1 pseudogene is annotated in these 511 nt (G+C 44.6%); it reads left to right on the top strand.

From position 1 onward, the window contains the following. A pseudogene (locus DVK07_RS21145) lies at window positions 1-269 on the top strand (TATA-box-binding protein); the annotation flags it as partial. Window positions 270-511: the final 242 nt, after the last annotated feature.

Below are 511 nucleotides of genomic sequence, written 5' to 3'. Positions count from 1 at the left end.
TACAGATCCAGAACATTGTTTCGAGTGGGGATTTCAACCATCGACTGAATTTACATGCGGTTGCAATTGGAGTTGGGCTTAAGAATATTGAATATGAGCCGGAGCAGTTTCCTGGTCTCGTGTACCGACTGGAAACACCAGATGTCGTAATATTGCTGTTTGGGAGTGGAAAAGCCGTGGTCACGGGAGCAACCAGTATTGAGCAGGCTGGAACAGCATTCGACATAGTAGAATCGAAGTTACAAGAATTAGACCTATTAGCTAAATAATGATAAACGATGAAATCTACCCAAAACGGTCACGTCAATATAGTCCTCCTAGGGAGATTCATATATGACACAACATCTCGAACTGATCGTGTTCGTGTTCTTCGCGTTAGTCACGCTCGGGAGTGCTCTCGCAATGGTCCTCGTTGAGGATATGTGGCACTCTGCGTTACTAATGGGTGTAACACTTCTAAGTATTGCAGTACATTACGTGATGTTAAAGGCTGAGTTTGTCGCTGCGATGC

It is taken from the genome of Halorubrum sp. Atlit-26R (assembly GCF_003666015.1).
Classification (GTDB): Archaea; Halobacteriota; Halobacteria; order Halobacteriales; family Haloferacaceae; genus Halorubrum.
Note: the sequence above shows the minus strand (reverse complement) of the source record. Positions and strands in the feature narration are given on the sequence as shown.